The following is a 25,914-nucleotide window of genomic DNA, read 5'->3' on the forward strand; positions in this document are numbered from 1 at the left end:
CTAAGGCTCAGAGGCGTTCGATGATAGTGGCGATGCCCATGCCACCGCCGACACACAGGGTGGCGAGGCCGTAGCGCTGCTGACGCACTTCCAGCTCATCGAGCAAGGTGCCGAGGATCGCGCAGCCGGTGGCGCCCAGCGGGTGGCCCAAAGCGATGGAGCCGCCATTGACATTGACCCGGGCGGCGTCGATGCCCATGTCCTTGATGAATTTGAGCACGACCGAAGCGAACGCCTCATTGACCTCGAACAGGTCGATGTCCTCGACGCGCAGGCCGGCCTTGGCCAACGCCTTGCGCGTGGCCGGTGCAGGACCGGTGAGCATGATGGTGGGATCGGTGCTGGTCACCGCCGTGGCGACAATCCGCGCGCGCGGCTGCAAGCCGAGCTCGCGCCCTTTGGCCTCGGAGCCAATCAACATCAAGGCAGCGCCATCGACAATCCCGGAGCTGTTGCCGGGTGTGTGCACATGCTGGATGCGTTCCACTTGGCTGTAGACCCGCAACGCGGTGGCGTCGAAGCCCATCTGGCCGATCATTTCGAAACTCGGCTTGAGCTTGCCGAGGCCTTCGAGGGTGGAGTCGCCACGGATAAATTCGTCATGGTCCAGCAACACAATGCCGTTCTGGTCCTGCACCGCGATCAGCGACTTGTTGAAGGATCCGTCTGCCCGTGCCCTGGCGGCTTTCTGCTGGGACTGTAGGGCAAAGGTGTCCACGTCCTGGCGGGTGAAGCCTTCCAGGGTAGCGATCAGGTCGGCCCCAATGCCCTGCGGCGTGAAGTGGCTGTGCAGGTTGGTTTGCGGGTCGAGTACCCAGGCGCCACCGTCGCTGCCCATTGGCACGCGGGACATGGACTCGACGCCGCCGACCACCACCAGGTCCTCAAAGCCGGAACGCACTTTCATCGCCCCGAGGTTGACGGCCTCCAGGCCCGAGGCGCAGAAGCGGTTGATCTGCACGCCGGCGACGCTGATGTCCCAGTCCGCTACCAGTGTGGCGGTCTTGGCGATATCGGCGCCCTGGTCGCCCACTGGGGTGACGCACCCGAGCACGATGTCATCCACCTGACGGGTGTCGAGGTCGCTGCGTTGCGCCAGCGCCCTGAGCAAACCGGCGACCAGGTTGACCGGCTTGACGCTGTACAGGGCGCCGTCGGCCTTGCCTTTGCCTCGGGGCGTGCGTATCGCATCAAAGATCAAAGCTTGGGTCATGATGGCCTCGAACCACGGTGGGTGTAGGCCCCTACCTTAAGCCCGATTGACACGGTTTCAATGACGGATGCGCTCATTGCTTTTGACCCCCTCGCTCGGACGAACGGTAGGCAACTACGGGAAACCCCGGGTTAATCGTTTTAGCTGTCTAGCCTCGGGGTTGGCGCCAAGATGGCACTACGCCTCATGCCGTTTTAAGCGGATAAAGTGCTTAGCTGATATGAAATGGATCTATGCGCCGAAGAACGACGGCTCTAAGGTTGAATCTGTAAGAAGCTGCTGCCGGGTTTTGCTGGAGCGGTTGTAAGAAAAGTTTCACGCCAGGTCGCGATACTGGATCAACCGGTACGCATTTGACGTTCAGGAATAACAACAAAAGGCAGTCAGCCATGTTCAAACATTCGAAAGTACGTCAGGCGGGACTTATTCTGTTCGCCACCACACTGATTCTGATCTTGCCCAATTTAACCAAAGTTATCGGGTGACGACTCGACCTAATTATTCCGTGCGTACACAGCATCGGGATTACAGCGTTTGGCAGCACCTGCCGGGGCATTGCGTATAGCCGTCCTGTTGCAGGGGCTGTCTTTTTGCGCGCAGATTTGCGCTATCGTAGTTCTCCCGTCCCCTCGAAACGGCCTGCCCTTTGAAATCTATCCTCGCCTTGCTCGCGCTGTTGCTGACCCTGCCCGCTTCGGCGGCGCAACTGACCATCGAACTGGACCACGCCAGCAAGACTTGGCAGACGGCGGAGCTACTCAAGCACCCGGATGCGCGGACGGTGCAGATCGTCGATGACGTTTCCTACAAGCGCACCATGACCTACCGCGCAGTGCCCTTGGCGAGTCTCCTACCGGGCCTGAAACCTGCGAGCGATGTGCAAGCGGTGGCCCTCGACGGTTTTGCCGCCGAACTCGCCGTCGCGCCACTGTTGGAAAACACCGGCGCTCGCGCCTGGCTGGCGGTGGAAGACCCGGCCCATCCATGGCCTGCGCTGGGAGATGGCAAACCGAGTGCGGGGCCGTTCTACCTGGTGTGGACCGATCCGCAGGCCGGGCATATCAGCCCGGAACAGTGGCCGTTTCAGATATCCAGCATCAAGCAGCTGCAGACCGTTGCCGAGCGCTTTCCGGCGCTGCTGCCTGATCCGAAACTGGCCGCAAATAGCCCGATCAACCAAGGCTTCGCGGTGTTCCAGAAAAATTGCCTGGCCTGCCACCGCCTAAACGGGGCGGGCGATGCGCAGATGGGGCCGGACTTGAATATCCCGTACAGCCCTACCGAGTATTTCGGTGGTGATTTTCTCAAGCGTTACATTCGTGACCCTCAGAGCCTGCGACGTTGGCCGCAGGCGAAGATGCCGGCGTTCTCGGCCAGTGTGTTGCCGGACCATGAGCTGGATTTGCTGGTGGGATATTTGCAGCATATGGCGGGGCGCAAACAGCAGCCCTGAGGCTCGCGCAGATCAGAAGTGGGAGGGGGCTTGCTCCCGATAGCAGTGTGTCAGTCAGCTTATCGGTAACTGACACACCGCCATCGGGAGCAAGCCCCCTCCCACATTTTGGATTGAGTACAGTCAGTCGGCCCGGCGCACGGCAGGCCGCATTGCAAAACCTCCTGAAACAACACAGCCCCCTCCCACACTGGGTTTGGGTTGTATTTAAGATTATTGCTGCTGCACGGAAACCACCGGCGTCGGTGCGACAAACACCTTGGCATGCATCTGCTCATGCCCTCCCCCACGGCGCATGCCCCGCACCGGGCAGGCGTCCAGGTAGTCCAGGCCCACGGCGAGTTTCAGGTGCCGCTCCGGCCGGGCCAATTGGTTGGTCACGTCAAAACTGTACCAGGCGTTATCCAGCCAGGCTTCGGCCCAGGCATGGCTGGCCAGGTGCGTGCTGTCCTCGGTGTACAGATACCCTGAGACGTACCGCGCCGGGATCCCCAGGCTGCGCGCACAGGCCAGGAACGCATGGGTATGGTCCTGGCACACGCCCGCGCGGCCGGCGAAGGCCTCGGCAGCGCAGGTGTCGACGTCCGTGGCGCCCGGCGTGTAGGCCATCGATTGGTTCAGCGCCTGCATCAGGTCGATCAGTGCCGTGCGGTCGCGACGCTGGTGGCAGTGTTGCTGGGCAAAACCGCGCAGGGCTTCGTCGGGCTCGGTCAGGCGCGTGCCGCGCAGGAACGGAAAGGCCGACTGGCTCTCGTGTTCAGCCTCACTCAGTTCGTCGATATCCACCTGGCCACGGGCGCCGATGATGATGGCGTCGTGAGGTTCGTCCAGGGTCAGCACATGCAGGATGTTGCCGAATGGGTCCACTTGCGCCCGTACGGGGCGCGGCAGATCGAGCTGCCAGCTCAGCACACGCTGACGCTCGCTGTCGTGGGGCGTCAGGCGCAGATATTGGATGCTGGCGCGCACCTGGTCTTGGTAGTGGTAGGTGGTTTCGTGGCTGATGGAGAGTCTCATGCCGCCTCCAGGTAGGAGCTGTAGATGGCGTCGCCCAACTGGCGGACCAAGGGGATAAAGTCGGTCAGCCAGGCGTGCAGGCCTTCCTCGAGGATTTCATCGATGGCGGTAAAGCGCAGACGCGCGTCCATCTCGGCGGCCAGGCGCTGGGCCGGGCGACCGTTGAGGCCCGGCAGGCTGGCGAGGATCTGGTCGATCTCTTCGCTGCAGGCCCGTAGCGAGCGCGGAACATCAGCGCGCAGCAGCAACAGTTCGGCGACTTGCCGGGCGCCCGGCGCATCCCGATAAATCTCGGTATAGGCCTCGAACGACGACAATGCCCGCAGCAACGCACTCCATTGATAGTAGGCGTGGGCCGTGCCATCGCTCACCGTTGCAGCCTGGTCGCCGGCCATTTCGTAACGCGCGTCCAGCAGGCGCAGGGTGTTGTCGGCGCGCTCGATGAAGGTGCCCAAGCGGATAAAGCGAAACGCATCGTTACGCATGATGGTGCCGTAGGTGGCGCCGCGGAACAGGTGCGAGCGCTCCTTGACCCATTCGCAAAACCGGCTCATGCCGTAGCGGCTCAAGCCCTGTTGGGCGATATCGCGAATATCCAGCCAGGTAGCGTTGATGTTTTCCCACATGTCGGCGGTAATCCGCCCACGTACCGCATGGGCGCTGGCCCGTGCGGCGCCAAGGCAGCTGTAGATGCTGGCCGGGTTGGCAGCGTCCAGGGCGAAAAAGTGCAGCAGGCGTTCGGCATGCAGTTCACCGTGGCGCTCGTGGTAATCCTCCAGGGTGCCGGTGATCAACAGCGGCATGGCCAATTCGTGCAGACCATCGCCGCGCCCGTCCTGGGGCATCAGCGACAGCGAATAACTGACATCGAGCATGCGCGCGAGGTTTTCCGCGCGCTCCAGGTAGCGCGACATCCAATACAAATCCGAGGCAGTTCTACTCAACATGTGTCAATCCTCGACCACCCAGGTGTCTTTGGTGCCGCCGCCCTGGGACGAGTTGACCACCAGCGAACCTTCGCGCAGCGCCACCCGGGTCAGGCCACCGGGCACCACGCGGGTTTCCTTGCCCGACAGCACGAACGGGCGCAGGTCGATATGCCGCGGGGCAATGCCGTTTTCGACGAACGTCGGGCAGGTGGACAAACACAGGGTTGGCTGGGCGATGTAGGCGTGGGGCTTGGCCTTGATGCGTGCGCGGAAGGCTTCGATTTCCGCCGCGGTGGACGCCGGGCCCACCAGCATGCCGTAGCCGCCGGAGCCTTGGGTTTCCTTGACCACCAACTCGGGCAGGTTGGCCAGTACGTGGGACAATTCATCGGGCTTACGGCATTGAAACGTCGGAACGTTCTGCAGGATCGGTTCTTCATCCAGGTAAAAACGGATCATCTCGGTAACGAATGGGTACACAGACTTGTCATCCGCCACCCCGGTGCCGATGGCATTGGCCAGCACCACGTTGCCCGAGCGGTAGGCGGCAAGCAGGCCGGGTACGCCGAGCATGGACGCCGGATTGAAAGCCAGCGGGTCGAGAAACGCGTCGTCGAGACGGCGATAAATCACGTCCACCGCTTTGGGGCCGTCGGTGGTGCGCATGAACACGCGGTCATCACGCACGAACAAATCGGCGCCTTCCACCAGCTCCACGCCCATTTCCCGGGCGAGGAAGGCATGTTCAAAGAACGCACTGTTGAAACGCCCAGGGGTCAGCACTACCACGCTGGGGTTATCCAGGGGGCTGGAACTCTTCAGGGTGTCGAGCAACAGGTTGGGGTAATGGTCAATCGGCGCGATGCGCTGGGCCGCGAACAGCTCGGGGAACAAGCGCATCATCATCTTGCGGTCTTCAAGCATGTAGCTGACGCCGCTCGGCGTACGCAAGTTGTCCTCCAGCACGTAGTAAGTGCCGTCGCCATCGCGTACGAGGTCTACCCCGGAAACGTGGGAATACAGGTCACGGTGCAGGTCCAGGCCCTGCATTGCCAACTGGTATTGCTCGTTGGCCAGTACCTGTTCGGCGGGGATGATCCCGGCCTTGATGATGCGTTGTTCGTGGTAGAGGTCGGCGAGGAACATGTTCAACGCCTTGACCCGCTGGATGCAGCCGCGCTCGACCGTGTGCCATTCGCTCGCCGGGATGCTGCGGGGAATGGTGTCGAAGGGGATCAAGCGCTCCGTCCCTTGCTCGTCGCCATACAGCGTGAAGGTGATTCCGGCACGGTGGAACAGCAAGTCGGCCTCGCGCCGACGCTGGGCCAGCAGTTCGGCAGGGGTGTCGGCCAGCCAACGGGCGAACTCGCGGTAATGGGGACGAACCTGCCCTGCCCCATCGTACATTTCATCGTAATAAGTGCGGATCATGCCGTACTCCTTGTCACCCGGACGACAGACCCTTCGCAAGGCCCGTGCCAGCGGCATAAACACTTTCAAATCAAAGGATTGGATAAACCCAGAATTCCCCTCGCACCGTCCTGGTGCGCGAAATGACAGCAGCCCTGCCACACGCCTCATCGCAATGCGGCGTTGGACTATCAACAGCATAGTCAGCGTTGATTTCATTGCCCGCGCACTTCTGCGGATAATCGCGCCCATCAGCTGATCAGGACATGTCCTACAGCTAAACCCTTTGCACACCCAGTAACGTGCCGGCTCGTGTGATCGGCTCCTCGATCTTCCCCTTCAGCCACCCTTTCGGGTGGCTTTTTTTGCGTGCAGGAAAGTGCAAGTTCCGAACATGTTTGCCGAGCCCAAACAAAATCGGCCGACCCAAAAGGTCAGCCGATACGCTGTGTTGCTCATAAACGCTACATGGGTAACCCACGCACCTCCTGCTTGACGCCCCAGCCTTCGATAATTCCGCCCAACGGCTCCACCACTGCCTCAAAGTCCTGCTCGAAGTCTCCTATGCCGTCGTACGTTGCAGACATGATTTTGCTCAGTTCCAGGTACCAGGCACCGTCGTCGCGGGCGCTGACCTGGGCGTTCAGGGATTCTCCGCGAAATCGACCCGCAGCCCTGCGCGCCCGTTCTTCATCCGGGAAAATCGCGTAGAACTCGATGGGGTGAAAACGTGAAAAGTCAAAGCCGCCTTCTTTCATGCGGCGCAGAACGTTGGTGCTGATGTCTTCTTGATAGGCTGTGCTCATGAAACGTCCTCCTCAGACTGATGGATAGACTTTCCGTGCTTCCTGAAACCCGCGCGCTGCTGGCGCGGGCACCACGGCAATAACGACACCGCAGGAAAACAAGCATGTAGCTGACAAGACCAGACCTTAGCGATTCATTCGCTGATCTCGATTGCAGAGTAACGCGAAGCTATCACCTCTACCAGAGGTGCATGGATCGCTTACAGGGAATATTCAGGCGCAGGGTTCGACCTTGAGGTCTTTGATACCATTTTGATCGTGCAAGCTCTTGACCGTGGGATCAGGGACACGATCGGCAAGATCGTTGAGGTCCAACTTTTCCAATACCGGCGACACACGCACGCGCACCAGCTGTGCAGCTTCTTCCAGCGTCGGCTCATGATCGCAGTCAAACTGCTCGACTACCGGTTCGCCACGGTCATTGATGAAAGAAATGTTCCACTTCGGCATCGGTGCCTCCTCGATAAAACCCATGTGTGGGCTCACATCTATCTGGACCTTGAGGCTTCACCAAACGTTCCACTCAAGGCAGGAGGCACCGGATCAGGCGCGTTTACTTCTCGGCGTGTTCCTTCAGCGCTTTGAGCGTGTTGAACGGTGCTTCTACCACGAACTTGTTGGCCAACCACGACGGCACGCTGCCGCCGGGCTCGGTGTGCACCTGGTAGGTCACTTCGGTCTCGTTGGCGCCTTTGGGCACCAGCTTCCAGAAACCTTCCACCTGGGCGACCCGGACATAGCCTTTTTCTTCCGGCTTGTACGTCGGCACCCCTTGCAACGTGCGGGTAACGCTACCGTCAGCGGCCTTGGTGGTGGTGACATGGATATACGAATCGCGATCCGTCACAGGGAACGGTGCCTTGAATTGGGTGTAGGTCCAGGCCTCATCGCCTTTCTTGTCGACCAGTTTCTGGGATTTGCACTCATGGATCCACGCGCAAGCGCCAGCGACATCTTCCTGCAGGGCCTGGATCTTCGCCACGGGCGCCTTGATCAGAGCCACACCGCGATAGGCCTTGTACTTGGAGCCGGCCACTTCGCTCAGGGACACCTTGATGCCGTCCTCATTCTTGGCTTCTTGCCAATCCTCAGCCTGGGCAGCGCCAGCGAACATCATCGTAAAACCGCATACCACAGCCATTCGTTTCAGCGAACCCATCGTTGTATTCCTTGTTGTTGAAGTTCCGATAGTAAAGCCCATCAAGCCGCCGTCATCTGCTCCCACCAACCGATCAGGCGGATCGCATCGGCCTGGTCGTTGCCGCAGACTTCGATATCTGCCTTGAAATCACTGCACACCGCTGGCCGCTCCGGTTGGCCGAACAGTTGGCATAGCTGTTCGACCGACAAGTGCAGGCAGCGTTCGCCCGCAGGTTTGCCGTGGGGCATTCCCGGTAGGGGCGAACTGATGGAGGGGGCAATGCAGCAAGCGCCACAGCCTTCACGGCATTTCATGACCAACAGGTCCTCGACGACTCAATGGGATGGCCGGGCTAGAGTACGCCCTTAAACAGCGGTTTTAAAATGGTCCAACAGGGGTTTTTCGTACAAAACAGAAGTGACCGACCAGTCTACGACCGGTGGTCAGTGGCGCGGCTCACTGATGATCGTGGGTTTATTGCTTGAATTCAAAATCCAGCGCAGCACCTTCCACGTCACGTCGTTCTTCGTTGCGCAACTGCAGCTTCATCTCGTTGCTGAGCAAGCGGCCGTTGATCTGGAACGCGCTGTTGTCGGACGGTTTTTCACTGAACATCGGCGGCAATAACGGCACGCTCTTGGGTTTGGGCATGGTGCCGATGGGTTGCAGCAGCCTGACCATGTCCGAGGGCAGGGACAGGTCCAACTGTGCCGGTGGCAGCTTGGTCTGGGCGACTTCGTGGGCAGACTTGGACTTGCTCGCAATCGGTGCGCGCTTCTTTACCTTGGCGGTTTTTTTCTTCGCCTGCGGTGCCGGCTTTTTCGCAGCGGTCTTCTGTTCGACGCTTGCAGCAGGCTTGGTGTCCGTCACAGGCGCGGCCGCCAGCGCAGTGCCGACGTTGCATAGACTTATCAAGCCAACCATCCAGACAGCGCGAAAAATAGAGGTCATATCGCCAACAGCATTAACGGCAGAAGGCCATATGCTCGCTTGTTGTGCGTGGCATGACAAGCAAAGAGATCAATCTTGTCCCCCTTTATGCCCCTCAAAGGCCCGCCGCCGTCTCCTGGCATAACTGGCTGGCAAGCATCCCCAGGGTCATCAGCGCACGCTCTGCCTCGCGGTTCCACGGGGTGCCGCAATTGAGACGGATACAGTGGTTGAACTGTTCCGTATTACTGAAGATCAGCCCCGGCGCGATACTGATGCCCTGTTGCAGGGCACGCACATGCAGTTCCTGGGTATTGACCCGTCCCGGCAAACTGACCCACAAAATGAAGCCGCCGGTCGGACGGGTCATCTGAGTGCCTTCGGGGAAATATTGCTGCACCGCCAGCTGGAAAGCGCTGAGGTTTTTGCGGTATTCCTGGCGAATGTAACGCAGGTGCCGGTCGTAACCACCGTTCTCCAGGTACGCAGCAACGCCCATCTGTGTGACGCTGCACGCAGAGTGGGTGCTGAACATCTGCAAACGCTGGATTTCCTGCTGGTACTTACCGGCGATCATCCAGCCGATGCGCACGCCGGGGGATAAGGTCTTGGAAAAACTCGAGCAGTAGATGACCCGGTCAAGACGGTCATAGGCTTTCAGGGCCTTGGTGCGGCCCAGTTCGAACATCAACTCGCCGTAGATATCATCCTCGACAATTTGAATATCGAAATCCGAGGCCAGGCGCAGCAACTGTTTCTGCCGCTCTTCGGGCATGGTGCCGCCCAAGGGGTTGCTCAGGCGCGTGGTCAATACCAGCGCCTTGATCGACCACTGGTTGGCGGCCAGTTGCAAGGCCTCCAGGCTCATGCCGGTGGCCGGGTCGCTGGGAATCTCGATGACCTTGAGGCCCAGCAGGTCGGCCAATTGCAGCAAGCCGTAGTAGGTCGGTGACTCAGCGGCGATCAGGTCACCGGGGCGCGTCAGCACGCGCAGCGACATCTGTAATGCATCGACGCAGCCGTGGGTGATCACCACTTCGGACGGGTCCACCACCACGCCGGCATCGCGCATGCGAATCGCCACCTGGCGGCGTAGCGGTTCGAAACCGGGGCTGAACATGTAACTGAATGCACGCGGGCTCTGGAAGCGCGTGACCTTGGCCAACTGCTGGTGCAACGCCCGTACCGGCAGGTAATCCACGCTCGGCACCGCCGCGCCCAACGGGAATACGCCTTCACGGCGCGACTCGACCAGCACTTGCTGGATGATGCTGCTGCGGGTGACCAACCCTGGGCGTTCAACCCGCGCGATGTCCGGCGTTGGCGCCGTGAGTGCCGGCGTCTGGTGCACGTAATAGCCCGACTGCGGGCGCGCCCGGATCAGCCCCTGGTCTTCCAGATTGGCGTAGGCCTGCAGCACCGTGGCATGGCTCACGTTGAGCTGAGAGCTCATCTTGCGCACCGAAGGCACACGCTCCCCCGGCTGATAAACACCACGCCGAATATCCTCAGCCAGTTGCTGGGCGATACGTTGGTAGAGCAACAGATTGGTCATGACGCAGCACTCGATTTCACGGGTATTTTATTTTTGTGTGAAACATACCGGCACAGTTTAGAAGTGTACGGGGACAGTTGCCACAATAGTCGAGCGCGGGCGGGAGTGACAGAAAAAACTGTAAGGGTCGTGAATAGAATTTTCAGGTGTATACAGAAAAATGTGGGAGGGGGCTTGCTCCCGATAGCGGTGGTTCAGTCGACACTTCAGTGACTGACACTCTGCCATCGGGAGCAAGCCCCCTCCCACATTTTGAGTTGCGCCAGACTTCAGCGAGCGGCGCCCAGTTGGCCTTTTTCGTCGGAGAACACAATTTCCACGCGGCGGTTCTGCGCGCGGCCACGTTCGGACGCATTGGCCTCCACGGGGTATTTGTCGCCATACCCTTCGACCTGAATGCGTTTTTCGTCGATGCCCAGGTCAATCAGCACATCCGCCACCGATTGCGCGCGGTCATGGGACAGGGTCAGGTTGTCGTGCTCGCCACCAGTGTTGTCGGTGTAGCCCTCGATGCGCACCGTGCGCCTGGGGTTCAGTTGCAGGAACTGCACGATCTTCAACACCGTGCGGTTGGCCGAGTTCTGCAGCTCGGCTTCGCCGGTATCGAAGAGTACGTCGCCCAGGGTCATCACCAAGCCACGGTCGGTCTGGGTGGTCAGGCTGGCGATTTGCTGTTCGACCCACTTGCCCTGCTGCTGCACGCTGGCCAGCTTGCTCTCACGCAAGGCCAGTTGCAGGCGTTGGCGCTCCAACTCGAGTTTGGCCAGGCGCTCGGCGTTAAGTCCCTGCTCGGTGTGTTCATGGGCAATGGCACTGTAGCGTTGGCTCAGGTAGGCGTAATGCACCACGTCGGCGCCGCTGCCCCAGTAGCTGGACAGGCGATCGGCACGCGCCAGGGACTCACCGGCGCGGATTACATCCTTGGGCGCGAAACGCAATACATTGGCGTCTTCCTTGACCCGCTGAAAGTCACTGCTGGCCTGTTGCAGTGCCTGCTCGCCAGTGGGCTGGCTGGCGCAACCGCCCAGCGCTACGCTGCTCAGCAGCAATACAGCGCTCAAACCACGCATCGTCGGGCTCATTGGGCTTCTCCCAGCTGCAACTGCTTGCGCAGGCGGGCGATGCGGGTGTTGACCACGTTCAATTGCTCCTGGCTCTTGCCGGTCAGCACCTTGGCCTCGGCCAGGCGCGCATCCAGCTCAGCCTGCTCGGCCCGCATGCGCGCGTGTTTGTAGGACTGGTCGGCCATGTCGGCCTTGGCTCTGGCAAATTTGTCTTCGGCTTGTTTCAGCTCGGTCGATTCATCGGCATTGGCGCCGACTGCGCTGGCTTGCTCCAGGGCTTGCTGGGTCAGGCGCATTTGTTCGGCCGGCGCAGGATCGGTGGCGCATCCCGCCAGAGCGACAACGGCAAAGGCCGCGAAAAGAGGTCGAAGAGTCACTGAAAATCCCTACTTTGTTGGGGTGCCGACGGCTTGTTGCAATTGCGCCTTCCAGCGCTCGAGATTGCGCTGCAACGCGGTTTCCGCCACACCGGACGCGGGCAATTCTGTCATCTTTTTGGCCAGCTGTCCGCGCAGCCACGGATCATTGCAGGCGGAATTGTGGGAAATAGCCAGGTACAGGCCGGGCTGATCGATCGGTATGTCGCGCGCCACCAGGTCATCGCTCATACCCAGGCTCTGGGCCATGGCCATGCCGGAATAGCGGCTGGCGAGCACATAGTCCACCTCCCCCAGCAACAGTTTCTGGAACGCCGGCGTCAGGCCAGGCAGACGCTGCAGGGTCAATTGCTGGCTGGCAACAGTTTCGAACCCGGCACTCAAGCGCGCGCGCTCCGATACGGCCCCCTTGTGGCCCTGCAAGTCGGCAGCGGTGCTATAGACCAAAGACGAGTCCTTGCGCGTCCAGACCAGGTAATCGATCTGCATCAAGGCCGGGTGTATGTAGTCGAGGGTTTGCAACTCGCCGAGGTTCAACGGCGCATCGGCGAGCACATCCATGCGTCCGCTGCGAACTTCATCCAGAGCCAGGGAGCGCTTGCCGCCGTAAAGCAGGTCGATTTTCAGGCCGAGGTCCGTGGCCACCTGTTGCAACACATCGGCGGTGGCGCCGATCAGGTGGGTCGGGTCCTGCGGGTCGCGCCACAGCAAGGGCGGTGCATCCGGGCTGCCGGTGATCACCAGGCGCTCGCATTTGCCCGCCGCCAGCGACAACGTCGGCAGCAGCACAAGGCCCAGCAGGATCAAAGGACGCAATTGCATGGCGAGGTGCTCCCACACGTCAAAAAAAAACCCGGTCACAAGACCGGGCTCTTTATAAGTGAAGCGACTGGATTAGACCAGCTTCTCCAACTCGGGGATGGCTTCGAACAAGTCCGCCACCAGGCCGTAATCAGCCACCTGGAAGATCGGTGCTTCTTCGTCCTTGTTGATCGCAACGATCACCTTGGAGTCTTTCATACCGGCCAGGTGCTGGATCGCGCCGGAGATACCGACGGCGATGTACAGCTGGGGTGCCACGATCTTGCCGGTCTGGCCGACCTGCATGTCGTTGGGTACGAAACCTGCGTCGACGGCCGCGCGCGAGGCGCCGACCGCTGCGCCGAGCTTGTCGGCCAGGGCGTACAGGTGCTTGAAGTTGTCACCGTTCTGCATGCCACGCCCGCCGGAAACGACGATCTTGGCAGCGGTCAGCTCAGGGCGATCGGACTTGGCCAGTTCCTCGCCAACGAAGCTCGAAGTGCCAGCGTCGTGGGCTGCGGCAACCGCTTCAACCGATGCCGAACCACCTTCAGCGGCAACCGGGTCGAACCCGGTGGCACGTACGGTGATGACTTTGACCGCAGCGTTGGACTGTACGGTAGCGATGGCGTTACCGGCGTAGATCGGGCGCTTGAAGGTGTCGGCGCTCTCAACCGAGATGATCTCGGAGATCTGGTCAACGTCCAGCTGCGCGGCAACGCGTGGCAGGATGTTTTTGCCGTTGGACGTGGCGGCGGCCAGGATGTGGCTGTAGCCAGCGCCCAGCTCTGCAACCAGAGGGGCAACGTTTTCCGGTAGCTGATGCGCGTAGGCTGCATTGTCAGCGTTCAGGACTTTGCTCACACCGGCGATTTTCGCAGCGGCTTCAGCCACGGCGCCAGCGCCCTGGCCTGCTACCAATACGTGGATGTCGCCACCGATTTTAACGGCTGCGGCCACGGTGTTCAGGGTGGCCGGGGCCAGCACTTTGTTGTCGTGTTCTGCGATTACCAAGATAGTCATGGTTAGATTACCTTCGCTTCGTTTTTCAGTTTCTCGACCAGTTCAGCCACCGACTTGACCTTGATGCCCGCGCTGCGTGCAGCCGGTGCTTCAACCTTGATGGTCTTGTTGGTGGAGGCGGTGGAAACGCCCAAAGCGTCTGGAGTCAGCACTTCAAGAGGCTTCTTCTTGGCTTTCATGATGTTTGGCAGGGACGCATAGCGCGGCTCGTTCAAACGCAGGTCGGTGGTGACGATGGCCGGCAGGTTCAGGGAAACTGTCTGCGCGCCGCCGTCGATTTCACGGGTCACGGCAACCTTGTCGCCGCTCACTTCCACTTTGGAAGCGAAGGTGCCCTGGCCGTAACCGGTCAGTGCAGCCAGCATCTGGCCGGTCTGGTTGTTGTCGCTGTCGATGGCTTGCTTGCCAAGGATCACCAACTGAGGCTGTTCCTTGTCGACAACGGCCTTGAGCAACTTGGCCACGGCCAGGGAGGTCAGCTCTTCAGCGGACTCGACCAGGATGGCGCGGTCGGCGCCCAGTGCCAGGGCGGTACGCAACTGTTCCTGGGCAGTGGTCGGGCCGATGGAAACCACGACGATCTCGGTCGCCACGCCTTTCTCTTTCAGGCGTACGGCTTCTTCCACGGCGATTTCACAGAATGGGTTCATCGACATCTTGACGTTAGCCAGGTCGACGCCGGAATTGTCCGCCTTGACGCGAACTTTCACGTTGTAATCGACAACGCGTTTGACAGCTACAAGAACCTTCATGGATTCCTCGTTACTCTCCGGTGAAAAGAAAGTCGCCTAGGCAAGCCTGGCGGTTGATGCTCATCGGCACACAAGGGCACCTCCAAAAACGTCAGCGGATGACTCGGCGATGGGAAAATGATGACCGTTCGTCAGGGGTGACTGAGAAGTCATTCTTTATCGCAGTGTGTAAACTGCGCGCCAGCATACGGCGCGCGTCATCTGTCTTGCTTTTGGACGTGCTCTTGAAACCTGCACTCTGCCTACGGTAAGCGCAAAACCGACCGTATATTGACCGGAACGCCTATTCTGGTCAATACGGCAAAATGGTCAGTCATAAGCCGCGTTGCTTTGATTTACCTAGGCTGCGGGCAATTCAAACAAACGTTTGTATTGGACGCTGCCAGTGGTGTAGATATAATGCGCCACCCAGAGAGAAAGGTGGGTCTTGCCGTTGCAGCAGGACCGTACCGAACCTCCACCCATTAGAAAAAAAGCCTGTTGAGCCTTGAGTAGGAGATAGCCTGTGGAACGCGAATACATGGAATTCGACGTGGTCATCGTCGGCGCCGGCCCGGCTGGCCTGTCCGCCGCCTGCCGACTGAAGCAGAAGGCCGCCGAAGCCGGTAAGGAAATCAGCGTCTGCGTGGTCGAGAAGGGCTCCGAAGTGGGCGCACACATCCTCTCTGGCGCGGTCTTCGAACCGCGCGCGCTGAACGAACTGTTCCCGGACTGGAAAGCTCTCGGCGCCCCACTCAACACGCCGGTGGTGCGTGACGACATCTATGTACTGCGCAGCAGCGAGACCTCCACCAAGGTTCCGGACTTCTTTGTGCCCAAGACCATGCACAACGAAGGCAACTACATCATCTCCCTGGGCAACCTGTGCCGCTGGCTCGCCCAGCAGGCCGAGAACCTGGGCGTGGAAATCTACCCGGGCTTCGCCGCCCAGGAAGCGCTGTTCGATGAAAACGGCGTGGTGCGTGGCATCATCACCGGCGACCTCGGCGTCGACCGCGAAGGCAAGCCCAAGGAAGGCCTGTACACGCCGGGCATGGAATTGCGCGGCAAGTACACGCTGTTCGCCGAAGGCTGCCGCGGGCATATCGGCAAGCAACTGATCCAGCGTTTCAACCTGGACAGCGACGCCGACGCCCAGCATTACGGCATCGGTCTCAAGGAAATCTGGGACATCGACCCGGCCAAACATCAGCCAGGCCTGGTGGTGCACACCGCCGGTTGGCCGCTGGATATCATGGGCAACGAGAACACCGGTGGCTCGTTCCTTTATCACCTGGAAAACAACCAGGTGGTGGTCGGCCTGATCGTCGACCTGTCCTACAGCAACACCTTCCTGTCGCCGTTCGATGAATTCCAGCGCCTCAAGCATCATCCGGTGCTGGCCCAATACCTGGAAGGCGGCAAGCGCGTCAGCTACGGCGCCCGCGCTATCGCCAAAGGCGGCCTGAATTCGCTGCCCAAGATGGTCTTCAAGGGCGGTGCGCTGATCGGCTGCGACCTCGGCACCCTGAACTTCTCCAAGATCAAAGGCAGCCACACCGCGATGAAGTCCGGCATGCTCGCCGCCGACGCCGTGGCCGACCGCCTGTTTGCCGAATCCGAAGGCGGTGATGAACTCACCGCGTATGTCGACAGCTTCAAAGCCAGCTGGCTGTACGAAGAACTGTTCGCCAGCCGCAATTTCGGCGCGGCGGTGCACAAATACGGCGCCATCCTCGGCGGCGGCTTCAACTGGCTCGACCAGAATATTTTTGGCGGCAAGATCCCCTTCACCCTGCGCGACACCACGCCGGACTACGCCTGCCTCAAGCTGGCCAAAGACAGCAAGAAGATCGACTACCCCAAACCCGACGGCAAATTGAGCTTCGACAAGCTGAGCTCGGTGTTCATCTCCGGTACCAACCACGAAGAAGAACAGCCGTGCCACCTGAAACTCAAGGACCCGAGCATCCCGATCGGCACCAACCTGCCGCTCTACGATGAACCGGCGCAGCGCTACTGCCCGGCCGGCGTGTATGAAGTCGTGACTAAAGAAGACGGTGAGAAACGCTTCCAGATCAACGCCCAGAACTGCGTGCACTGCAAGACCTGTGACATCAAGGACCCTTCGCAGAACATCACCTGGGTGACACCGGAAGGTGCGGGTGGGCCGACTTACCCGAATATGTAAGCCAAAACGAGGCTCCCCCAAGTGGGAGCCTTTTTTATGGCCAACATCAATTAAAAATGTGGGAGGGGGCTTGCTCCCGATGGCGGTGGATCAGTCAGCCAATTTGTGACTGATACACCTCTATCGGGGGCAAGCCCTAATGCCAGTCAGTTAAGGCTTTTTGTAGGAACGAGGCGGGCGGCTAGCCCTTGCTCGCGAAAAACTCACAGGCACCGCGTTCATTCAGAAAGCACGCGTTATCGTTGACGTTTTTCGCGAGCAAGCTCGCTCCTACAGACGGCGGTGTACGCTTAACTGACTTTAGGGCAAGCCCCCTCCCACATTTGGATCCCGTTGAGCCAGGGAGAATCAGGCAGCCCGCTCTTCACCAGGATTGCGCAGGAAGTAGCGCTTGTACTCGCGACTGAACTGCGAGGTGCTCTGATACCCCACGCTGTGCGCCGCCTGCGCCACGCCCATGCCGTCCACCAGCAGCAATTGCTGCGCCTTGAGCAGCCGCAAGCGCTTGAGATACTGCACCGGCGACAACAGCGTGCAGCGCTTGAAGTGTTCGTGAAAGGTCGATGCGCTCATGTGCGCATAACCGGCCAGCGTCTCGATGTTCAGCGGCTCGGCGTAATGGGCATGCAGGTGATTCAATGACGTGGCAATCCGCGAAAACTGCCCCTGCTGTTCCACCAACGCACGCAACACATCGGCCTGGGGCCCACGCAACGCCATGAACAATAATTCGCGCACCCGCGCCGGGCCCATGATCCGGCTCTCCAGCGGATCGTGCAGGCACTGCAACAGCCGTTCGACGCACCCGCGCATGGCGTCATCGAGCACCACCGAACTCATCGACTCCAACGTCTGCGCAGCCGGCGGTGGCCCGGCCTGCATGCCCATGGCCATCACCAACTCACCCAACACCACCCGATCGATACCCACCGTGACGCCCAACAGCGGCGCGCCGGGCGCCATGGCGAAGGTCTCGCATTCGAACGGCACGGGCATCGCCTGGATCAGGTAATGCCCGGCGCCATATTCCAGGGTACGCGGGCCCAGGTAGGCGACCTTGCTGCCTTGGGCCACGAACATCAGGCTCGGCTCGTAGATCTGCGGCCCGCGCGCCACATCGCAACTGGCGCGCAGCACTTGCACGCCAGGCAGATGGGTTGGGGAAAAACCGTCGCGGGACGCGAGCCCCTCAATCAAGGAAACCAGCGTGGCGTTGGCGTCGACGTGGCGGGTCAGCAGCATGGCAAAAAACTTCGCGAAAAAAGGGATGAGAACATCATCGCAGGTCTGGCTGCGGATGCATCCAAACACTGGGCACTCCCGGACGAATAGGCATGAGACTCGGAGCAATCGCCATGGCCGCTGATTCGGTCGACAGGGAGAATGGCCCGCCTCACTGTCCATTGCTTTTTGCGAGGTTTCTCCATGTACACCGCCATCGGTTACGCCGCCCAGTCGGCCACTACTCCCCTCGCCCCCATGTCGTTTGAGCGCCGCAGCCCGCGTGCCGATGACGTGGCTATCGAGATTCTCTACTGCGGCGTGTGCCACTCCGATATCCACCAGGCGCGCAACGAATGGGGCATTGCCGTTTACCCATTGATGCCCGGCCACGAGATCGTCGGCAAGGTCACCGCCGTCGGCGCCAGTGTTACCGCGCACAAGGTCGGTGATCTGGTCGGCGTGGGTTGCATGGTCGACTCATGCCGCCACTGCGAAGCCTGCCAATCGGACCTGGAGCAATACTGCCTCGAAGGCCCGACCATGACCTACGCCACCCCGGACCGTGTGGACGGCAGCAACACCATGGGCGGCTACTCCGACAGCATCGTGGTCAGCGAGCACTTTGTGGTGAAGATCCCGGCCAAGCTCGACCTGGCCAGCGCTGCGCCGATTCTCTGCGCGGGCATCACCACGTACTCGCCGCTCAAACACTACGGCGTCAAAGCCGGCGATAAGGTCGGGATCCTCGGCATGGGCGGCCTGGGCCATATGGGGATCAAGTTCGCCAAGGCCATGGGCGCCGAAGTGACATTGTTCACACGCTCGGCGAGCAAAGCCGAAGAAGGCCGTCGCCAGGGCGCCGACCATGTGATCGTGTCCACCGATGCCGAGCAGATGAAAGCCGCCGCCGGGCATTTCGACTTCCTGCTCGACACCATTCCGGTGCAGCACGACCTGAACCCCTACCTCGATGTACTGCGCTTTGACGGCGTGCATATCCTGGTCGGCTTGATCGAGCCGGTGGACCCGCCCGTCAATGCCGCCAAACTGGTATTGGGCCGTAAAGTGCTGGCCGGCTCGCTGATCGGCGGCATTGCCGAAACCCAGGAAGTCCTGGATTTCTGCGCCGAGCATGGGATCACCTGCGACATCGAGATGCTCGACATCCGCCAGATCAACGAGGCTTACACGCGGATGATCGCCGGTGATGTGAAGTATCGCTTCGTCATCGACATGGCGACCCTGAAGGCCTGATCAGGCCTTCGCGCCCAGTTCCGCCGAGAGCCGAGCCGCGACCTGTTTGATCACAGGGATCAGCTCGGCCATTTTCTCCAGCGGCATGTAGGGCACGGTACTGGCGATGCTGATGCCGGCGACGATTCGCCGGCTGGCATCGCGCACCGGTGCCGCGACGCAACGAATCGACGGTTCGTTGTCTTCCAGATCGAACGCATAACCGCCCACCACGTATTCATGCATGCGCTGCTCGAACTGCGCCCAGGATTGCTCGGGGTGCTTCGGCCACTGCAGGTTCTTGCCCCCCGCCGGCAAGCTGACGTGGTACAGGCGCTGCCATTCTTCCACGCCGTCATCCAACATCAGCGCCTTGCCGATGCCGGTGCGCGCCAGTGGCATGCGATGGCCCACCCGCGAGCGCATTTCCGGTCCGTTACGACCGGGGTTCTTGTGCAGGTAGAGCACCTCGTCGTATTCGCGAATCGCCAGGTGGATGGTGTCGCCGGTGAGGGCTGACAACTCGTCCAGGTAAGGCACCGCCAGGTTGACCAAGGGCAGTTCTTCGCGCGCCTGGAAGCCCAACTCGATCAGCTTCGGCCCCAGCAGGTAACCGACTTGCGGCACCACGCGCAGGTAACGCTCCTCCACCAGGCAACTGGCCAGGCGGTGCGTGGTGCTGCGGGTGGTGCCGATGCGCCGGGCGATCTCCTTGAGATCCCGCGCGCCCGCCGCCACCGCTTGCACCACGCCCAGTCCGCGCAGCAGGGTCTGGGTGCCGGTGGGGGCAGAGTCTTTGACGGGGGTGTGGGGGTTTTCCAGCATATCGGGCCTATAGGTATGAAAGCGGGGGCATTATGGCAAATACCGATCTTCAATACAGTGGATATCCAAATGTGGGAGGGGGCTTGCTCCCGATGGCGGTGCTTCAGAAGCAGATGTGCTGAATGGCACACCGCTATCGGGAGCAAGCCCCCTCCCACATTTAGTCCTCATCCGACATTTGATCAGCGTTGCTTCATGCGGTCGATGATGACGGCCAATAGCAGAATCGAACCCCGGATCACGTACTGGTAAAACGTGTCGATGTTTTTCAGGTTCATCGCATTCTCGATGATCGCCAGAATCAACACCCCGGCAATCACATGGCGGATCATGCCGATACCGCCGCTCAGCGACACCCCGCCCAGCACGCACGCCGATATCACCGTCAGCTCGAAACCCTGGCCGATCATCGGCTGGCCCGAGGTCATGCGCGAGGCCAGGATCACCCCGGCCAGGGCGCCGATCAGACCGTGCACGGCAAAGATGATGATCTTGGTACGGTCAACGTTGACCCCGGCCAGCAGCGCCGCTTCCTGGTTGCCGCCAATCGCCATGGTGTTGCGCCCATAGGTGGTGTAGTTGAGCAGCCAGCCAAAGAACACAAAGCACAACACGGTAATGATGATCGGCACCGGCACGCCCATCAGTTGGCCGTTGCCGAACACAAAAAAGCGCTCGTCCATCACCCCCACCGCCTTACCGTTGGAGAAGATGTAGGCCAGGCCGCGCACAATCTGCATGGTCGCCAGGGTGGTGATCAGCGCGTTGATGCGCAGCTTGGCGATGACAATGCCATTGATCAGCCCCACCAGCAGGCCCATGGCCAAAGCCGCTGACACGCCGAGCACTACGCTGTCGGTATCTCGAATCACGATCCCCGCCACCACGCCGGCGCAGGCAATCACCGAGCCCACCGACAAGTCGAAGTGCCCCGAGGCCAGGCAGAACAGCATGGTGCACGCAGCGATGCCCACAGTCGAAATCGCCAGGCCCAGCCCGCGCATGTTCAGCGGCGACAGGAAGTTGTCGATAAACAGCGCGCTGAGCACGAAAATGCCCAGCGCCGCCAATAGCATCACCCAGTCATCCAGGAATTTGCGCTGGTTGAAACCCGGCCAGAAGCCCTTTGCAGTTTTTACCTCAGACATACCCGTACCCTCGAATTCTTCAAGCCCGCGTACGCGGGAGTGCCAGTTGCAACAGCCGTGCTTCATCCGCCTGTTCGCGGGGTAGCTCGCCAGTGAGCGTGCCTTCGCTCATCACCAGGATGCGGTCGGAGATGCCCATGACTTCCATCAGGTCGCTGGACACCACGATCACCGCAATGCCCTGCGCCGCGAGGTTGTGAATGATCTGATAGATCTCCGACTTGGCGCCGATGTCGATACCGCGCGTGGGCTCGTCCAGCAGCAGCACTTTCATCGGCATCGACAACCAGCGGCCGAGAATGGCCTTTTGTTGGTTGCCGCCGGACAGGTACATGATTTTCTGTTCGGCGTTCGGCGTTTTCACCCTGAGCGCCTTGATCTGCGTGTCGGCGTTGCCCTTCTCCCAGTGATCGCGCAACAGCCAGCCAAATGCCGCGTGGGCGCCACGGGCACTGATGTTGATGTTCTCGGCGACACTGGCGAGGGGAATGATGCCCTCCTTTTTGCGGTCCTCAGGGCACAGCAGTACACCACCGGCGATGGCATCGCGCGGGGAGCGCAGGTGCAGGTTTTCTCCGCAGAGTTCCAGCTGCCCCGCCGTCTTGCGTTCAAGGCCGCTGAGCAGGCGCAGCAGCTCGGTACGCCCTGCGCCGACCAAGCCAAACAGGCCGAGAATCTCGCCCTTGTGCACCTGAAAACTCACCGGTTCACGCAAGCCCGGCCCGAGCAGGCCGTCGACCTTGAGCGCGACGTCGCCCTGCTGCCGTGGCCGGTAATCGTAGATGTCCTGGATATCGCGGCCGACCATGCAAGTCACCAACTGGTCGTGGGTCAATGTGCCCATGTCGTCGAAGGTGCGCACAAAGCGGCCATCCTTGAATACCGTTACCGCGTCGCAGATGCGGAACACTTCTTCCATGCGGTGCGATACGTAGAGCACCACTTTGCCTTCATCGCGCAAGCGCGTGATGATCGCCATCAACCGATCGATTTCGCGGGCAGACAAACTGCTGGTCGGCTCGTCGAAGGCAATCACATGGGCGCCACGGGACAGCGCCTTGGCGATTTCCACCAGTTGGCGCTGGCCCAGGGACAGGCGCCCGAGCTTTTCCTGGGGGTCGATTTCATCGGCCAGGCCCTTGAGACAGGCCAGCGCCTGCTGGCGCAGCAAACCGCCGTTGACCACGCCAAAGCGTGACGGCATATGCCCAAGGAACAGGTTCTCGGCCACGGTCATTTCCGGCACCAGGTGCAGCTCCTGGTGGATCACCGCGACGCCGCTGGCAATGCTGTCGGCGGCGTTCTTGAACGCCATGGTCTGCTCGCCGATCTGCAGCGTGCCACTGCTGGGGATATAGGCGCCGCCGAGGATCTTCAGCAGCGTCGACTTGCCCGCGCCGTTCTCGCCCATCAGCGCATGCACCGAGTGCGGCCGCGCTTCAAAGCTGATCTGCGCCAGGGCTTTCACACCGGGAAACTCCTTGCCGATGCCGTTGAAACGCAAGGCCGCGCCGGTCATTTCCAGAGGCCGATTTTGGTCAGTTCTTCCTGGAAGTTGGCGCGGGTGATCAAGGTCACTTCGTCCATGGCGGTGTATTTAGCCGGTTCCTTGCCGGTGGTGACCCACTCGTACATCGCCAACGCGGTGTTGTAGCCCTCGATATGCGGGCTGGGCAGCATCGAACCGAAGAAGCCGCTGTCGGCTTTCTTCAATTCGCCGATGGCGTCGGTGCCATTGATGCCGATGCCGATCACATTAGCCGCCGCGAAGCCGGCGCTTTCGGTAGCACGTACGCCGCCCAGCACGGTGTTGTCGTTCATGCCGCCGATGATCAGGTTTTTCGCGCCGCTGGGCAGCTTGACCAGCGCCGAGTTGGTGGCGTCCATGCTGCCTGGCACGTCGAGGGTTTTCAGCGCGGCGGTCAGGATATGGTCCTTGGGAATGCCGGCTTCTTCCAGGGATTTGATCGAGCCGTCGGTGCGTTTCTTGCCGGTGTCGAGTTCGTTATAGGTGTTGATCACCGCGTAGGTGTCCTTCCAGTCCCAGCCGCGTTTTTTCGCTTCGGCAGCCATGGCGGCGCCCTGCTTCTGGCCCACTTCAAACGCGGCCATGCCCAGGTACGGCACGTCCTCCATGAAGTTGCCCTTGGCATCGACGAAGCGGTCGTCCACGGCCATTACTTTCAAGCCGTTGACCTTGGCCTTGGCGACAATCGCCGGGCCCAGGGACACATCCGGCGGGCAGATCACGAAGCCCTTGGCGCCGTTGGCCGCCAGGCTGTCGATGGCCGAAAGGGTTTTCTCACCGTCGGGCACGGCGATCTTGATCACAGTGAAACCGTGCTCCTTGCCGGCTTTTTCGGCGAAGGCCCATTCAGTCTGGAACCAGGGTTCTTCGGCCTGCTTGACCAGAAAACCGATCTTCACTTCCTCAGCGGATACGAACCCACTGAACGCCATCGCAAGCGCCACAGCGCCGAGTGTTTTCTTGAACATGGACCACCTCATTGTTGTTATTGGAAAACGCTTTAGTCGTGGTACATCACCGACCGCCCGCCATCGATCATCAGGCAGGTGGCATTGATAAAGGGCGCCTCGTCGGTCGCCAGAAACAGCGCGGTCATCGCCACCTCGATGGGCTGGCCGATGCGCTTGGGCGGGTGCAGGTCGAACGCACGCTGACGCTCCGCAGAGGGGTCAGGGAACCCGTTCCAGTAGTCGACGTTGAGCTGGGTTTCGATATAGCCCGGCGCAATGGCATTCACGCGAATACCCTTGGGCGCGTATTCGATGCCAAGGGCGCGGGTAAGGCCGAGCAGGCCGTGCTTGGCGACAGGGTAAGGAAAGCAGCCGGGAATGATGTGGCTGGAATGGGTGGAAGCAATATTGATGATGTTGCCGATGCCCTGCTCGATCATGTGCGGCAGCACCGAGCGGCAACCGTACCAGGCGCCGTCAAGGTCAATGGCGAAGCAGCGGCGCCAGTCTTCGTCGGTCATTTCCAGCGGGTCGCGAAACACATTGACCCCGGCGCAGTTGACCAGCACGTCCACGCGGCCGAAGCGCTCGATGGCCACATTGACCAGCGTCTGCCATTGCTCTTTGGAGGTGATATCGACGGCCTGCGCGACAATCTCGGCGCCACGCCCGCGCCAATGGGCCGCGACTTTTTCGACTTTGTCCGCCTGGATATCCGCGATCACCAACCGCGCCTGCTGCGCCTGGAAGCAGGCGACGATTGCCTCGCCAATGCCTTGTGCGGCGCCGGTGATGATCACCACCTTGTGCTTGAGGCGCTCGCCGTAGGTCGGCTCGGGCACGGCGGGTAAGGACAACGGTTGTGCCTGCATCGCTTCACCTGTTTTATTTTTGGCAGTGAGTGCTGATGCAGGCGACTATAAACCCAGACCTTGAAATATCTCAATATATAAATTTACGTCCCATAATGTGAGCAAACACATTAAAAAACCGGCCATGAATGGCCGGCTCCGGGGCGCCCTGTCAGCCTTGGGCGAAATCCCTAAGCGCATCGCCCTCCATGCGATAGCGCACCCATTCTTCCTGGGGCTGCGCGCCGATGGATTTGTAGAAGGCAATCGCCGGCTCGTTCCAGTCCAGCACGCTCCATTCGAAGCGGCCACAGCCGTTGTCGCAGGCGATCTTGGCGAGGTGGCGCAGCAACTTCTTGCCCGCCCCGCCGCCACGTTGTTCCGGGTTGATATAAAGGTCTTCCAGGTAAAGACAGTTGCTGCCCAGCCAAGTGGAATAGCTGAAAAAGAACACCGCAAAGCCAATCGGCAAGCCGTCGCGCAAGCAGATCAGACCGTGGGCGGTGGCGCCCTCGCTGAACAGGCTGCGCTCTATATCCGCCACGCTGGCGATCACTTCGTGCCGGGCTTTTTCATACTCGGCCAGTTCCGTGATGAAGGTCAGAATCTGCGCAGCATCGCTGGGTACGGCGGGGCGAATCTCGATGGTCATGGGTGCGCCTTGGGCAAGTTCAAAGCCCACATACTAAGACGCTTTGATGACCGATTGCAGCGCATTTTCCATGTGGCGGGCACACAAAATCTTACAGGTCACGCAAGACCGTTCGTCGCCATCAAGGCACGAACCGCAATTTGGGGCTGACCAATACAGGGTAAGGACATCAATCATATGGAGACACCCTCATGAAAAATTCCAAATTGGCTGCCCTCGCTCTCACCGGCCTGTTGTCTGCAGCGTCGCTGAGCGCCATTGCCGCGACTTCGTCCACCGGCACCACGGACCCAGTCGGCTCCCCACCAAGCCCTGCCACCCAGGAATCCCAGGATTCCATGGGCACAGGCCTGGACACCAATGGCGGCGCGATCATCGACAACACCAACGGCGCCGACCCTCGCACCCAGGGTCACGATACCCAGCGTCAGGCACCTGCCGCCGTCGGTAACGGCAAAATGGGCCCTTCGGTCAATGAGCCGAAGATCAATAAAGGCGACGACTCGAATCTGCCGGGCGCACCGAAGCAACCAGCGCCTTGATGCATCCCCAGCACGATCAGCACCCGATCATTTCCCAGTGAAGAGGTACACATGAACGTCGATACAAACCTTGAAAAAGAAGTCCTCACCCGCCTGCTGCATGCCCATCCGCAAGGCTTGGGCAAGGAGGTGCTGGACAACTACCGCGGCGAAAAAGAAGTCGCCAGTGTCTTGGCGCACTTGCAGGACCGCGGGCTGATCAGGGATGGGCATGTGACCACCGACGACGCCGGTGAATATTCGTTGAACCTGCCGATCAAGTTGACCGCGTCGGGTGTAGAAGAAGCGCGCAAGCTCGAAGAACCATCCGTTCAGTGATT

27 protein-coding genes are annotated in these 25,914 nt (G+C 60.5%); 5 read left to right on the forward strand and 22 right to left on the reverse strand.

What is annotated here, in order from left to right; translation table 11 throughout:
• Positions 1-7: 7 nt before the first annotated feature.
• Positions 8-1,213: an acetyl-CoA C-acetyltransferase gene (locus C4J85_RS20125; RefSeq protein WP_124410565.1), complete on the reverse strand. Its 1,206-nt coding sequence runs from the start codon at positions 1,211-1,213 to the stop codon at positions 8-10.
• Positions 1,214-1,859: 646 nt separating this feature from the next.
• On the opposite strand from C4J85_RS20125, the gene C4J85_RS20130 reads away from it, so the two are divergent.
• Positions 1,860-2,666 carry a cytochrome c gene (locus tag C4J85_RS20130; protein WP_124410566.1) on the forward strand — a complete coding sequence of 269 codons (807 nt, stop codon included), beginning with the start codon at positions 1,860-1,862 and terminating at the stop codon, positions 2,664-2,666.
• Between the two features lie 213 nt (positions 2,667-2,879).
• Here C4J85_RS20130 and C4J85_RS20135 read toward each other — a convergent pair whose 3' ends face one another.
• The 14 genes from C4J85_RS20135 to C4J85_RS20200 all read right to left on the reverse strand — a co-directional run bounded on the left by C4J85_RS20135 (position 2,880) and on the right by C4J85_RS20200 (position 14,471).
• On the reverse strand, positions 2,880-3,683 hold the full coding sequence (locus tag C4J85_RS20135; protein ID WP_124410567.1) for a transglutaminase family protein: 804 nt from the start codon (positions 3,681-3,683) through the stop codon (positions 2,880-2,882).
• Positions 3,680-4,630, reverse strand: a complete 951-nt coding sequence (locus C4J85_RS20140) for an alpha-E domain-containing protein (protein WP_124363975.1) — start codon at positions 4,628-4,630, stop codon at positions 3,680-3,682. The genes C4J85_RS20135 and C4J85_RS20140 overlap by 4 nt, the downstream gene beginning before the upstream one ends.
• Positions 4,631-4,633: 3 nt before the next feature.
• Positions 4,634-6,043, reverse strand: coding sequence for a circularly permuted type 2 ATP-grasp protein (locus C4J85_RS20145; RefSeq protein WP_124410568.1), 1,410 nt, complete (start codon positions 6,041-6,043; stop codon positions 4,634-4,636).
• 443 nt (positions 6,044-6,486) lie between these two features.
• Positions 6,487-6,828: a ribonuclease E inhibitor RraB gene (locus C4J85_RS20150; RefSeq protein ID WP_057721151.1), complete on the reverse strand. Its 342-nt coding sequence runs from the start codon at positions 6,826-6,828 to the stop codon at positions 6,487-6,489.
• Between the two features lie 213 nt (positions 6,829-7,041).
• A complete protein-coding gene (locus tag C4J85_RS20155) occupies positions 7,042-7,302 on the reverse strand; it encodes a hypothetical protein (protein ID WP_124363977.1) in 261 nt (86 codons plus the stop codon).
• A 79-nt stretch (positions 7,303-7,381) separates the two neighbouring features.
• A complete protein-coding gene (locus C4J85_RS20160) occupies positions 7,382-7,987 on the reverse strand; it encodes an START domain-containing protein (protein WP_124410569.1) in 606 nt (201 codons plus the stop codon).
• 41 nt (positions 7,988-8,028) lie between these two features.
• The gene (locus C4J85_RS20165) at positions 8,029-8,283 is read right to left on the reverse strand and encodes a YkgJ family cysteine cluster protein (protein ID WP_124410570.1); all 255 of its coding nucleotides are present in this window, start codon (positions 8,281-8,283) and stop codon (positions 8,029-8,031) included.
• 160 nt (positions 8,284-8,443) lie between these two features.
• Positions 8,444-8,920: a translation initiation factor 2 gene (locus C4J85_RS20170; RefSeq protein ID WP_124367997.1), complete on the reverse strand. Its 477-nt coding sequence runs from the start codon at positions 8,918-8,920 to the stop codon at positions 8,444-8,446.
• 94 nt (positions 8,921-9,014) lie between these two features.
• Entirely contained in the window at positions 9,015-10,454 is a 1,440-nt protein-coding gene (locus tag C4J85_RS20175) for a PLP-dependent aminotransferase family protein (protein ID WP_124363981.1), read from the reverse strand.
• A gap of 269 nt (positions 10,455-10,723) precedes the next feature.
• Positions 10,724-11,536: an OmpA family protein gene (locus tag C4J85_RS20180; RefSeq protein WP_124410571.1), complete on the reverse strand. Its 813-nt coding sequence runs from the start codon at positions 11,534-11,536 to the stop codon at positions 10,724-10,726.
• Entirely contained in the window at positions 11,533-11,895 is a 363-nt protein-coding gene (locus C4J85_RS20185) for a DUF4398 domain-containing protein (RefSeq protein WP_124410572.1), read from the reverse strand. The genes C4J85_RS20180 and C4J85_RS20185 overlap by 4 nt, the downstream gene beginning before the upstream one ends.
• 9 nt (positions 11,896-11,904) lie before the next feature.
• Entirely contained in the window at positions 11,905-12,717 is an 813-nt protein-coding gene (locus C4J85_RS20190; RefSeq protein ID WP_124410573.1) for an ABC transporter substrate-binding protein, read from the reverse strand.
• A 72-nt stretch (positions 12,718-12,789) separates the two neighbouring features.
• Positions 12,790-13,719 (reverse strand): electron transfer flavoprotein subunit alpha/FixB family protein, encoded by a 930-nt coding sequence (locus C4J85_RS20195; protein WP_124368002.1) that lies wholly within the window; start codon positions 13,717-13,719, stop codon positions 12,790-12,792.
• Between the two features lie 2 nt (positions 13,720-13,721).
• Positions 13,722-14,471, reverse strand: coding sequence for an electron transfer flavoprotein subunit beta/FixA family protein (locus C4J85_RS20200; protein WP_124368003.1), 750 nt, complete (start codon positions 14,469-14,471; stop codon positions 13,722-13,724).
• A 505-nt stretch (positions 14,472-14,976) separates the two neighbouring features.
• Between C4J85_RS20200 and C4J85_RS20205 the strand changes: the two genes are divergently transcribed.
• Positions 14,977-16,641 (forward strand): electron transfer flavoprotein-ubiquinone oxidoreductase, encoded by a 1,665-nt coding sequence (locus C4J85_RS20205; protein ID WP_124410574.1) that lies wholly within the window; start codon positions 14,977-14,979, stop codon positions 16,639-16,641.
• 348 nt (positions 16,642-16,989) lie between these two features.
• Here the strand turns inward: C4J85_RS20205 and C4J85_RS20210 are convergent, their stop codons facing one another.
• Positions 16,990-17,883, reverse strand: a complete 894-nt coding sequence (locus tag C4J85_RS20210) for an AraC family transcriptional regulator (RefSeq protein ID WP_124368005.1) — start codon at positions 17,881-17,883, stop codon at positions 16,990-16,992.
• Positions 17,884-18,066: 183 nt separating this feature from the next.
• Between C4J85_RS20210 and C4J85_RS20215 the strand changes: the two genes are divergently transcribed.
• Complete coding sequence (locus C4J85_RS20215; protein ID WP_124371559.1) at positions 18,067-19,119, forward strand: NAD(P)-dependent alcohol dehydrogenase; 1,053 nt, start codon at positions 18,067-18,069, stop codon at positions 19,117-19,119.
• On the opposite strand, the gene C4J85_RS20220 is transcribed toward C4J85_RS20215, so the two are convergent.
• The 6 genes from C4J85_RS20220 to C4J85_RS20245 form a co-directional block, all read right to left on the reverse strand.
• The gene (locus C4J85_RS20220; RefSeq protein ID WP_124410575.1) at positions 19,120-19,923 is read right to left on the reverse strand and encodes an IclR family transcriptional regulator; all 804 of its coding nucleotides are present in this window, start codon (positions 19,921-19,923) and stop codon (positions 19,120-19,122) included.
• A gap of 182 nt (positions 19,924-20,105) precedes the next feature.
• Positions 20,106-21,071 (reverse strand): L-arabinose ABC transporter permease AraH, encoded by a 966-nt coding sequence (gene araH / locus C4J85_RS20225; RefSeq protein ID WP_124363990.1) that lies wholly within the window; start codon positions 21,069-21,071, stop codon positions 20,106-20,108.
• A 19-nt stretch (positions 21,072-21,090) separates the two neighbouring features.
• Positions 21,091-22,590: an L-arabinose ABC transporter ATP-binding protein AraG gene (gene araG, locus C4J85_RS20230; RefSeq protein ID WP_124410576.1), complete on the reverse strand. Its 1,500-nt coding sequence runs from the start codon at positions 22,588-22,590 to the stop codon at positions 21,091-21,093.
• Positions 22,587-23,567, reverse strand: coding sequence for a substrate-binding domain-containing protein (locus tag C4J85_RS20235; protein ID WP_124405006.1), 981 nt, complete (start codon positions 23,565-23,567; stop codon positions 22,587-22,589). Before C4J85_RS20235 ends, araG begins: the two co-directional genes overlap by 4 nt.
• Before the next feature lie 32 nt (positions 23,568-23,599).
• Positions 23,600-24,421 (reverse strand): SDR family oxidoreductase, encoded by an 822-nt coding sequence (locus C4J85_RS20240; protein WP_124410577.1) that lies wholly within the window; start codon positions 24,419-24,421, stop codon positions 23,600-23,602.
• 151 nt (positions 24,422-24,572) lie between these two features.
• A complete protein-coding gene (locus tag C4J85_RS20245) occupies positions 24,573-25,052 on the reverse strand; it encodes a GNAT family N-acetyltransferase (protein ID WP_124410578.1) in 480 nt (159 codons plus the stop codon).
• A 191-nt stretch (positions 25,053-25,243) separates the two neighbouring features.
• Between C4J85_RS20245 and C4J85_RS20250 the strand changes: the two genes are divergently transcribed.
• Both C4J85_RS20250 and C4J85_RS20255 read left to right on the forward strand, forming a co-directional pair.
• Positions 25,244-25,594, forward strand: a complete 351-nt coding sequence (locus tag C4J85_RS20250; RefSeq protein ID WP_124363994.1) for a hypothetical protein — start codon at positions 25,244-25,246, stop codon at positions 25,592-25,594.
• Between the two features lie 51 nt (positions 25,595-25,645).
• Positions 25,646-25,912 carry a hypothetical protein gene (locus C4J85_RS20255; protein ID WP_124368013.1) on the forward strand — a complete coding sequence of 89 codons (267 nt, stop codon included), beginning with the start codon at positions 25,646-25,648 and terminating at the stop codon, positions 25,910-25,912.
• Positions 25,913-25,914: the final 2 nt, after the last annotated feature.

Source organism: Pseudomonas sp. R4-34-07 (assembly GCF_003852375.1).
In the GTDB taxonomy this organism is placed as follows: domain Bacteria; phylum Pseudomonadota; class Gammaproteobacteria; order Pseudomonadales; family Pseudomonadaceae; genus Aquipseudomonas.

What these genes read in the sequence shown, in the direction of transcription:
- C4J85_RS20125 (WP_124410565.1), bottom strand. Translation starts at nt 1,213, where the DNA reads ATGACCCAAGCTTTGATCTTTGATGCGATACGCACGCCCCGAGGCAAA.
- C4J85_RS20135 (WP_124410567.1), bottom strand. Translation starts at nt 3,683, where the DNA reads ATGAGACTCTCCATCAGCCACGAAACCACCTACCACTACCAAGACCAG.
- C4J85_RS20140 (WP_124363975.1), bottom strand. Translation starts at nt 4,630, where the DNA reads ATGTTGAGTAGAACTGCCTCGGATTTGTATTGGATGTCGCGCTACCTG.
- C4J85_RS20145 (WP_124410568.1), bottom strand. Translation starts at nt 6,043, where the DNA reads ATGATCCGCACTTATTACGATGAAATGTACGATGGGGCAGGGCAGGTT.
- C4J85_RS20150 (WP_057721151.1), bottom strand. Translation starts at nt 6,828, where the DNA reads ATGAGCACAGCCTATCAAGAAGACATCAGCACCAACGTTCTGCGCCGC.
- C4J85_RS20155 (WP_124363977.1), bottom strand. Translation starts at nt 7,302, where the DNA reads ATGGGTTTTATCGAGGAGGCACCGATGCCGAAGTGGAACATTTCTTTC.
- C4J85_RS20160 (WP_124410569.1), bottom strand. Translation starts at nt 7,987, where the DNA reads ATGGGTTCGCTGAAACGAATGGCTGTGGTATGCGGTTTTACGATGATG.
- C4J85_RS20165 (WP_124410570.1), bottom strand. Translation starts at nt 8,283, where the DNA reads ATGAAATGCCGTGAAGGCTGTGGCGCTTGCTGCATTGCCCCCTCCATC.
- C4J85_RS20170 (WP_124367997.1), bottom strand. Translation starts at nt 8,920, where the DNA reads ATGACCTCTATTTTTCGCGCTGTCTGGATGGTTGGCTTGATAAGTCTA.
- C4J85_RS20175 (WP_124363981.1), bottom strand. Translation starts at nt 10,454, where the DNA reads ATGACCAATCTGTTGCTCTACCAACGTATCGCCCAGCAACTGGCTGAG.
- C4J85_RS20180 (WP_124410571.1), bottom strand. Translation starts at nt 11,536, where the DNA reads ATGAGCCCGACGATGCGTGGTTTGAGCGCTGTATTGCTGCTGAGCAGC.
- C4J85_RS20190 (WP_124410573.1), bottom strand. Translation starts at nt 12,717, where the DNA reads ATGCAATTGCGTCCTTTGATCCTGCTGGGCCTTGTGCTGCTGCCGACG.
- C4J85_RS20195 (WP_124368002.1), bottom strand. Translation starts at nt 13,719, where the DNA reads ATGACTATCTTGGTAATCGCAGAACACGACAACAAAGTGCTGGCCCCG.
- C4J85_RS20200 (WP_124368003.1), bottom strand. Translation starts at nt 14,471, where the DNA reads ATGAAGGTTCTTGTAGCTGTCAAACGCGTTGTCGATTACAACGTGAAA.
- C4J85_RS20210 (WP_124368005.1), bottom strand. Translation starts at nt 17,883, where the DNA reads ATGCTGCTGACCCGCCACGTCGACGCCAACGCCACGCTGGTTTCCTTG.
- C4J85_RS20215 (WP_124371559.1), top strand. Translation starts at nt 18,067, where the DNA reads ATGTACACCGCCATCGGTTACGCCGCCCAGTCGGCCACTACTCCCCTC.
- C4J85_RS20220 (WP_124410575.1), bottom strand. Translation starts at nt 19,923, where the DNA reads ATGCTGGAAAACCCCCACACCCCCGTCAAAGACTCTGCCCCCACCGGC.
- araH (WP_124363990.1), bottom strand. Translation starts at nt 21,071, where the DNA reads ATGTCTGAGGTAAAAACTGCAAAGGGCTTCTGGCCGGGTTTCAACCAG.
- araG (WP_124410576.1), bottom strand. Translation starts at nt 22,590, where the DNA reads ATGACCGGCGCGGCCTTGCGTTTCAACGGCATCGGCAAGGAGTTTCCC.
- C4J85_RS20235 (WP_124405006.1), bottom strand. Translation starts at nt 23,567, where the DNA reads ATGTTCAAGAAAACACTCGGCGCTGTGGCGCTTGCGATGGCGTTCAGT.
- C4J85_RS20240 (WP_124410577.1), bottom strand. Translation starts at nt 24,421, where the DNA reads ATGCAGGCACAACCGTTGTCCTTACCCGCCGTGCCCGAGCCGACCTAC.
- C4J85_RS20245 (WP_124410578.1), bottom strand. Translation starts at nt 25,052, where the DNA reads ATGACCATCGAGATTCGCCCCGCCGTACCCAGCGATGCTGCGCAGATT.
- C4J85_RS20250 (WP_124363994.1), top strand. Translation starts at nt 25,244, where the DNA reads ATGAAAAATTCCAAATTGGCTGCCCTCGCTCTCACCGGCCTGTTGTCT.
- C4J85_RS20255 (WP_124368013.1), top strand. Translation starts at nt 25,646, where the DNA reads ATGAACGTCGATACAAACCTTGAAAAAGAAGTCCTCACCCGCCTGCTG.